The organism is Microcoleus sp. B5-D4 (assembly GCF_036705145.1).
Taxonomy (GTDB): Bacteria; Cyanobacteriota; Cyanobacteriia; order Cyanobacteriales; family Microcoleaceae; genus Microcoleus.
In genome coordinates, this window is the sequence record NZ_JAUBTV010000160.1 from 1 (window position 1) to 5,641 (window position 5,641).

Below are 5,641 nucleotides of genomic sequence, written 5' to 3' on the forward strand. Positions count from 1 at the left end.
CGATTTTGTAAACCGCCTGACTTGGTTCTTTGCGCCAGACTTGCAGCAACTCTTCAATTGCTGCGTTAATCTTCCCGGCCGTGACGGTGGCGCTAAATTCTTGGGCTTTTTCCGCAAGTTCGCTAGCTATCTGCTGGGGGCTTTTGCCAAAAACTGAAGCTAAAGCTTCGATCGCGATGGAAGACGTAAGGGCGGTAGAGAAAATGATTTGTTTCTCTTCCATCGGTAAATCCCTCATAGATGGCAGCGGGCTGTTGCTATCGGCAACTATTCGGATCGAGTTGAGATTCAGTTCGCAGGTGTCTAGACAGTTGTCTAGCGTTTCTGCTAATTCCTCTAATTCCCTGTAGTTGCCCTGGCTTTTGAGAATTAAATCGTCCGCATGAATACCTAAAGCTATGATTTCGGCTTTGATTTCTGGTCGAACTGCGGGCAAGTCGGCGTGCTTGTAAGTGAAAGTATTGTGCATGATAATTTCCTAGGATGAATCGGACGTGCAGCCCGATCTAATTGGTGCTGCGATAGTTTGTTGAGGGCTTGTTGAGAGCTTTTTTTTGCAAAAACCTGCTGCTAGTTTCGATTTGGCGAAGGCTTCAGCCCGATCGCAAACCTCGACTTTTTCCGGCGTTAGTTCCGTTTCTGGCTCGCCGTCTGGCGGTTCCTCACTGGGGAAATCGTCGCCGCTGATGAGCATCTCTAGATATTTCGAGATTGACAAACCGACCGCAAGTGCTTTTTTTTGCAGCATCTCAAAAGCTTTGCCGCCTATTTTTACTTGCTTGGGTCGTTCCTCCGGCTCTTTGTCGTCGATCGCTTCGGCAATTGCCGCCGCTGTTATCCGGTCGGGCGGTTGACTGTCGAGAACAGCTTGCCATTTTGTCTCTAGCTCGCGGTTGCCCGCGTCGTCGGGTTTGGTGAATTTAACCAGTGGCAGCGCTTGAGACACTGAGGTAGGCAGGATTTCAAAACCAGCTTTTATCAGTTCGATCGTGGTTTGCGCCGCTTCAATAATCCGCTTGCAGTAAATCGGCGAGCGTCCGAGGGCGAGCTTGCAGTATTCAGCGAAGTCTTTAAATTGCCGTTTATACAAGCGATTGCGGCGGATGGCAGCGAGCATTACGCCCTGCCTTACGTAATCGACGAATGAGAGTTTAATTTCGCGGGTTAAATCGGCTAAATCGTTGTAGGGGACGGCGTTGAGAGTTTCTTCTTCAAAGTCCAGGAGCGGCTGATATTCCGCTCCTGGGAAGCCTCCCCACTCGTTTGTAAAGTCAGAATTTAGAGTGAGTTGCATTGTTTTAAAAGTCGGAATCGCTGAGAACTTTAACCTCTGAAACAGACACCTGCTGCAACAAAAGTCGCTTGTCAAATGTCAGCCTAGACGAAACTGGATCGACGCCCAGATTTTGCAAAAAGAATTTCAGACTTTCATAATGTTCTGTAGCTTGCTCGATGTCTTTGATAAGTGCTTTGAGCTTCCAACCTTTTGTCTCTATTTCATTTTCTAATGCGTGTGCCTCTTGCGCTAAACGGTTCTCTGCCTGTACTTCTGAGAGAAGCTTGTCAATTTCGATCTTCAAAGATTGATAACCCTCTGAAAGATTATCTACATCGCTGCTAACTTCGATCCTGCCGTCTTTTTCCAAGTTGTCCCATTTGTCTTTTTTGTAGACGGGAATGGAAATCTTCAGAAAAGTCATTGATTTTTACCTGTTTAATGATGGTTCGAGGAAGCGATCGCCCTAACGTCTCATCAAGACGATCGCGCTGTTCAGATTCAGAAGGGTGATGGAAGGCTTTACGCAAGCAAATATGCTACATCGCATCACCTCCCGGAGGGGCGCGCCCGCTCAAAAGTGTTGCGCTGCGGGCAAACTTTTTAATGCTGTTTGCCCGATCGCCCTCAACAACATTCATCGGTGGAAAACTGGGGGGCTTGGGCCCCGGCAACCGGGCAAAATTCCCTGTGTCGGGCGGTTCGTCGGCGCGATCGCCCCAAGCGTCAAATGTGGGGATAGAAAAGTTGCAAGTGCTGGAACTTTCGGCGGTCGGTGAATGTTCCAGCACTTCGGACGGTTCCGGCTCGTACCATTCATCAGGACACGGGGCCCACTCGCACATTGAGTCAAGGGAAACTTCCAGCGGTTCAGGGTGTTCGGCGTCCCAAAGTGCGATCGCTTCCCGGAACGCATCGAGGGATTCAAAATCATCCGGGTCTGGCGGTTCGTTTACCACTGGGACTTCAAAATCGAGCAAGTTTAGCTGGCCTTCAGAATCAGCATGAAACCGAATAGATTCAGGCTGTGGTGGGGAATAGCGAGCGAGAAACCTCTCGGAAAAAGTAACCCCTGTCAAGATCGGATTTGGATCAACTTTTTCAATATCGAGGTGATTTTTGGCCGCTGGTACGATCGCACTTTGGATCACTTTTGGCTCAATCCGTCCCTTGCCATCCCCACGGTTGGGGGGCTGTTCATCGTTGTAAGTGGCGGCTAGTTCAATTGGCTGATGGGGTAAAACTCCCCCTCGAATTGCTTCACTATTCCCTGCCACCGCCAATACTCGATCGCCTTCTTCACTTCCCAATGCTTCAGTTTTAGCGCCATCGTTATCTCGAACTGATTCGGCGGGATGAGAGCGCCAGTTATGTACATCAGCACTTTCTGTTCTGTCGAGCTGGGGTCTAGTTTCTGCATTTTGTGCGATCGGCTTAACGGCCGGTTTCGGGTAAACGATGCGGTAAACGATGCGGCCAAATTTGGACTCGATCGGCGGCTCCTGGACTTCAAGTTGAATTGCGCCGGGGTAGTTTTTGAACCTGCTGTAATCGCAGTGCAAACAGCGAATCTCCGGTCTATCTAAATAGTCTTTCGTGCTGTACAAAGCGTGAGCTGCGTTACAAAACGGACACACAAGCGCTGACGGGGAAGATTCGAGCAATGGCTCCTGGGCTTGAATTTCGATCGCATCCTCAACCGGTTCGACACCGGGGGGAGTTTCGATCGGCTCCTGGCGCTGAACTTCGATCGCCTCAGCAACCAGTTCAACTTCCGCTGCCGGGGAAGTTTCCAGCAATTGCAGCAGCGGGGGCTGCACACCGACTAGGGCATCAATCCAGTTTTGGCGGCACCGTCTGTCGCCGTCGGGGAGGATGTTGAGCTCGAAGCCGATTTCCTTCAATTCCTTGAGATTTTTCTGTTGTAGCTGTTCCAGGGTGTACATAGGTTTTGGGGAAAGGGTGAGAGTTACTCACCCGTCAACGTTTGGGGTATGCACTGGTACATTTGTACGTGCAATCATGATAGCATCATTACACGTGCTAAAATAACTGTCAAGACTAGCACGTACAATTAGTGGGGAAGGTCTTATATGGCTAAAAACTATGCAAAGTCAGGAAAAGAAGACGATAAACGCAACAGTCCGCCTCGACGAGGAGGACTGGGAGGCGCTCAAGAGCAAAGCGAGAGCATTGGGGATGAAGTCTCGGACGGAGTTTCTGAAGGCGATAGCACGTGGTTACATAGAGGCTCGGAAGACTCTATCGACGGAGGAAAAGCAAATCTTGGGAAAATCTTGAGCCAGTTGAGGGTACTGCAGCGTTCTCACCTGGCTTACGTTGAAGCTCACGAAGAAAGACTTAAAAATAGATTGAAGGCGGCAGAAGAGCATCACAACAACATCACCGACCAAATGAATCAACTAGAGCAGGAGATTCTTGCACTCCTAGGAGAGACAGTCCCCTAGTCCCAAAACCAGCGCAGCGTCTCGTGCTGGTTTTTGCGTTAGATATTAGTCATTAGATATTAGTCATTGAGGCGATCGCACTTATGAACAAAGGAGAACTGGTGGAAGTAGCCGCCACCAAAGCACAGGCAACCCAGAAGGTAGTCAATGAAGTGTTAAATGCCTTAATTGATGCCATCACTCAGGCAGTCGCCGACGGGGAGAAAGTGACGCTGGTAGGTTTCGGCTCATTTGAAGCCCGTGACCGTAAAGCACGTGAGGGCCGCAACCCCAAAACTGGGGAGAAGATGGAGATTCCAGCAACTACAGTTCCTGCATTTTCAGCAGGCAAGCAGTTTCGAGACGCTGTAAACAGACTGTAGACAATGTAGACAATTGCCGATCGTCGTGAAGTGCGATCGGCTGTAAACAATTTGTAGACAAATGGTAGACACAATGAAAACACCCCCCGACCTGAAGAAATACACTGAAGAAATGATCGCGATGCAGGACTTGCCCCCTGCAACTGTGGAGCTTCCGCCGCTGGCAGCCATTGCCATCATCAGCCATATTCAATTAGCGTGTCGGCATCCCCACCTTGTCGATGATGGAGTTACCAAGATTGCAATCCATACCGCTCGCCAACTGCAAAACCTGTTTAGCGAAACTTCCGAAACTTACAAAGTGTTAGAACTTGGCTGGAACCCAGAAGCCGACATCCTAGTGCCGGAAGGAACCGAGGAAGAACCTTGGCAACAGTGCGAGGAACCCTGCGAGAGATTTTTGCAAAACCGCGGTTGCCGCTGCACAGGTTACAAAAGGGCGGAAGTTGTGGCGGGTGATGAAGATATCAACCCTAAAACTTTGGCCGCCGGTGCTGCGATGATGTACCAACTTCAGCGGCAGTTAGAGAGAGGAGGGTTTGAACTTGATATGTAGGAAGCGGCCGATCGCACTTCACGACGATCGGCTGTAGACAATTTGTAGACAAACAGTAGACACAATGAAAACACCCCCCGACCTGAAGAAATACACCGAAGAAGTTAATGCCCTACAGGACTTGCCACCTGCTACCGTGGAACTTCCGCCGCTGGCAGCGATCGGCTACAACCAATAGAGAGGATTTATGGAACCCGACACAGTTAGACCGTTGATGATGTCGCTTTACACAGTGCGATCGGGAATTTTGGACAGATTGCGCGACACCGATGACAAGGAAACCCGCGCGGCATTTTTTGAGGCTCAGTATGCCGTGGGGTATGCGCTCTTACATCTGGAGCGAGTCGCATTCATTCTAGATGAGACATTGAGCGAAGGCGAAACAGTCGAGCGGAAAGGATTTAAGCTCAATGGTTAGCGCTCAACTTTCACTTTTTGACACCGCGACCGCCGAAATAGGAAGCCTTTATAAAGCCGGCGACTGGGTGCAACTGCGAAGGAAGCCGGCGATCGCTGCATGGGTGAAGCGCGGCGAAGTTTACAAGGTCAACAAAGTGCACTCGATTGACGGCTCGCTGCAATTTTGGAATCCACATACAAACGAGTGGGATTTCCTGTATCCCGACGAAGTTAAGCTTGCACCCGCGCCGCCCGTCACAGAAGATACGCCGACACCCCCTGCAATTGATTCTGTATCACCAGCCCCAACCATTGCTGATACAGAATACACAGTCGAGGTTGCTGATACAGAATACACAGTCGAGGTTGCTGATACAGAATACACAGTCGAGGTTGCTGATACAGAATACACAGTCGAGGTTGCTGATACAGAATACACAGTCGAGGTTGCTGATACAGAATACACAGTCGAGGTTGCTGAGGATGATTCTGTATCAAAAGCAATAAGTAGTTAAACAAAATTAATTACATAAATAACTAATATGATATAATAAGAATATTAAGTATATTTAAAGAGGTT

General features: G+C 49.4%; 10 protein-coding genes. 6 read left to right on the forward strand and 4 right to left on the reverse strand.

Annotated elements, in window-relative coordinates; all coding sequences use genetic code 11:
* From QUB10_RS33585 to QUB10_RS33600, 4 genes are all read right to left on the reverse strand, one after another.
* Positions 1–469: hypothetical protein (locus QUB10_RS33585; RefSeq protein WP_333207440.1), on the reverse strand; the 469-nt coding region annotated here is incomplete at its 3' end.
* A 9-nt stretch (positions 470–478) separates the two neighbouring features.
* Complete coding sequence (locus QUB10_RS33590) at positions 479–1,294, reverse strand: hypothetical protein (RefSeq protein ID WP_333207442.1); 816 nt, start codon at positions 1,292–1,294, stop codon at positions 479–481.
* Between the two features lie 4 nt (positions 1,295–1,298).
* Positions 1,299–1,700 carry a hypothetical protein gene (locus QUB10_RS33595; protein ID WP_333207443.1) on the reverse strand — a complete coding sequence of 134 codons (402 nt, stop codon included), beginning with the start codon at positions 1,698–1,700 and terminating at the stop codon, positions 1,299–1,301.
* Between the two features lie 115 nt (positions 1,701–1,815).
* Positions 1,816–3,222, reverse strand: a complete 1,407-nt coding sequence (locus QUB10_RS33600) for a hypothetical protein (protein ID WP_333207444.1) — start codon at positions 3,220–3,222, stop codon at positions 1,816–1,818.
* A 160-nt stretch (positions 3,223–3,382) separates the two neighbouring features.
* On the opposite strand from QUB10_RS33600, the gene QUB10_RS34370 reads away from it, so the two are divergent.
* The 6 genes from QUB10_RS34370 to QUB10_RS33625 all read left to right on the forward strand — a co-directional run bounded on the left by QUB10_RS34370 (position 3,383) and on the right by QUB10_RS33625 (position 5,576).
* Entirely contained in the window at positions 3,383–3,577 is a 195-nt protein-coding gene (locus tag QUB10_RS34370) for a plasmid mobilization protein (RefSeq protein ID WP_445300819.1), read from the forward strand.
* On the forward strand, positions 3,574–3,744 hold the full coding sequence (locus QUB10_RS34375; protein ID WP_445300820.1) for a hypothetical protein: 171 nt from the start codon (positions 3,574–3,576) through the stop codon (positions 3,742–3,744). The genes QUB10_RS34370 and QUB10_RS34375 overlap by 4 nt, the downstream gene beginning before the upstream one ends.
* 83 nt (positions 3,745–3,827) lie before the next feature.
* A complete protein-coding gene (locus tag QUB10_RS33610; RefSeq protein ID WP_333207446.1) occupies positions 3,828–4,106 on the forward strand; it encodes an HU family DNA-binding protein in 279 nt (92 codons plus the stop codon).
* A 61-nt stretch (positions 4,107–4,167) separates the two neighbouring features.
* Complete coding sequence (locus QUB10_RS33615) at positions 4,168–4,662, forward strand: hypothetical protein (protein ID WP_333207447.1); 495 nt, start codon at positions 4,168–4,170, stop codon at positions 4,660–4,662.
* A gap of 187 nt (positions 4,663–4,849) precedes the next feature.
* Positions 4,850–5,080 carry a hypothetical protein gene (locus QUB10_RS33620; protein WP_333207449.1) on the forward strand — a complete coding sequence of 77 codons (231 nt, stop codon included), beginning with the start codon at positions 4,850–4,852 and terminating at the stop codon, positions 5,078–5,080.
* Positions 5,073–5,576 carry a hypothetical protein gene (locus QUB10_RS33625; RefSeq protein WP_333207450.1) on the forward strand — a complete coding sequence of 168 codons (504 nt, stop codon included), beginning with the start codon at positions 5,073–5,075 and terminating at the stop codon, positions 5,574–5,576. The genes QUB10_RS33620 and QUB10_RS33625 overlap by 8 nt, the downstream gene beginning before the upstream one ends.
* Positions 5,577–5,641 lie beyond the last annotated feature (65 nt).

What these genes read in the sequence shown, in the direction of transcription:
- QUB10_RS33620 (WP_333207449.1), top strand. Translation starts at nt 4,850, where the DNA reads ATGGAACCCGACACAGTTAGACCGTTGATGATGTCGCTTTACACAGTG.
- QUB10_RS33625 (WP_333207450.1), top strand. Translation starts at nt 5,073, where the DNA reads ATGGTTAGCGCTCAACTTTCACTTTTTGACACCGCGACCGCCGAAATA.
- QUB10_RS33590 (WP_333207442.1), bottom strand. Translation starts at nt 1,294, where the DNA reads ATGCAACTCACTCTAAATTCTGACTTTACAAACGAGTGGGGAGGCTTC.
- QUB10_RS33615 (WP_333207447.1), top strand. Translation starts at nt 4,168, where the DNA reads ATGGTAGACACAATGAAAACACCCCCCGACCTGAAGAAATACACTGAA.
- QUB10_RS33610 (WP_333207446.1), top strand. Translation starts at nt 3,828, where the DNA reads ATGAACAAAGGAGAACTGGTGGAAGTAGCCGCCACCAAAGCACAGGCA.
- QUB10_RS33600 (WP_333207444.1), bottom strand. Translation starts at nt 3,222, where the DNA reads ATGTACACCCTGGAACAGCTACAACAGAAAAATCTCAAGGAATTGAAG.
- QUB10_RS34370 (WP_445300819.1), top strand. Translation starts at nt 3,383, where the DNA reads ATGCAAAGTCAGGAAAAGAAGACGATAAACGCAACAGTCCGCCTCGAC.
- QUB10_RS33595 (WP_333207443.1), bottom strand. Translation starts at nt 1,700, where the DNA reads ATGACTTTTCTGAAGATTTCCATTCCCGTCTACAAAAAAGACAAATGG.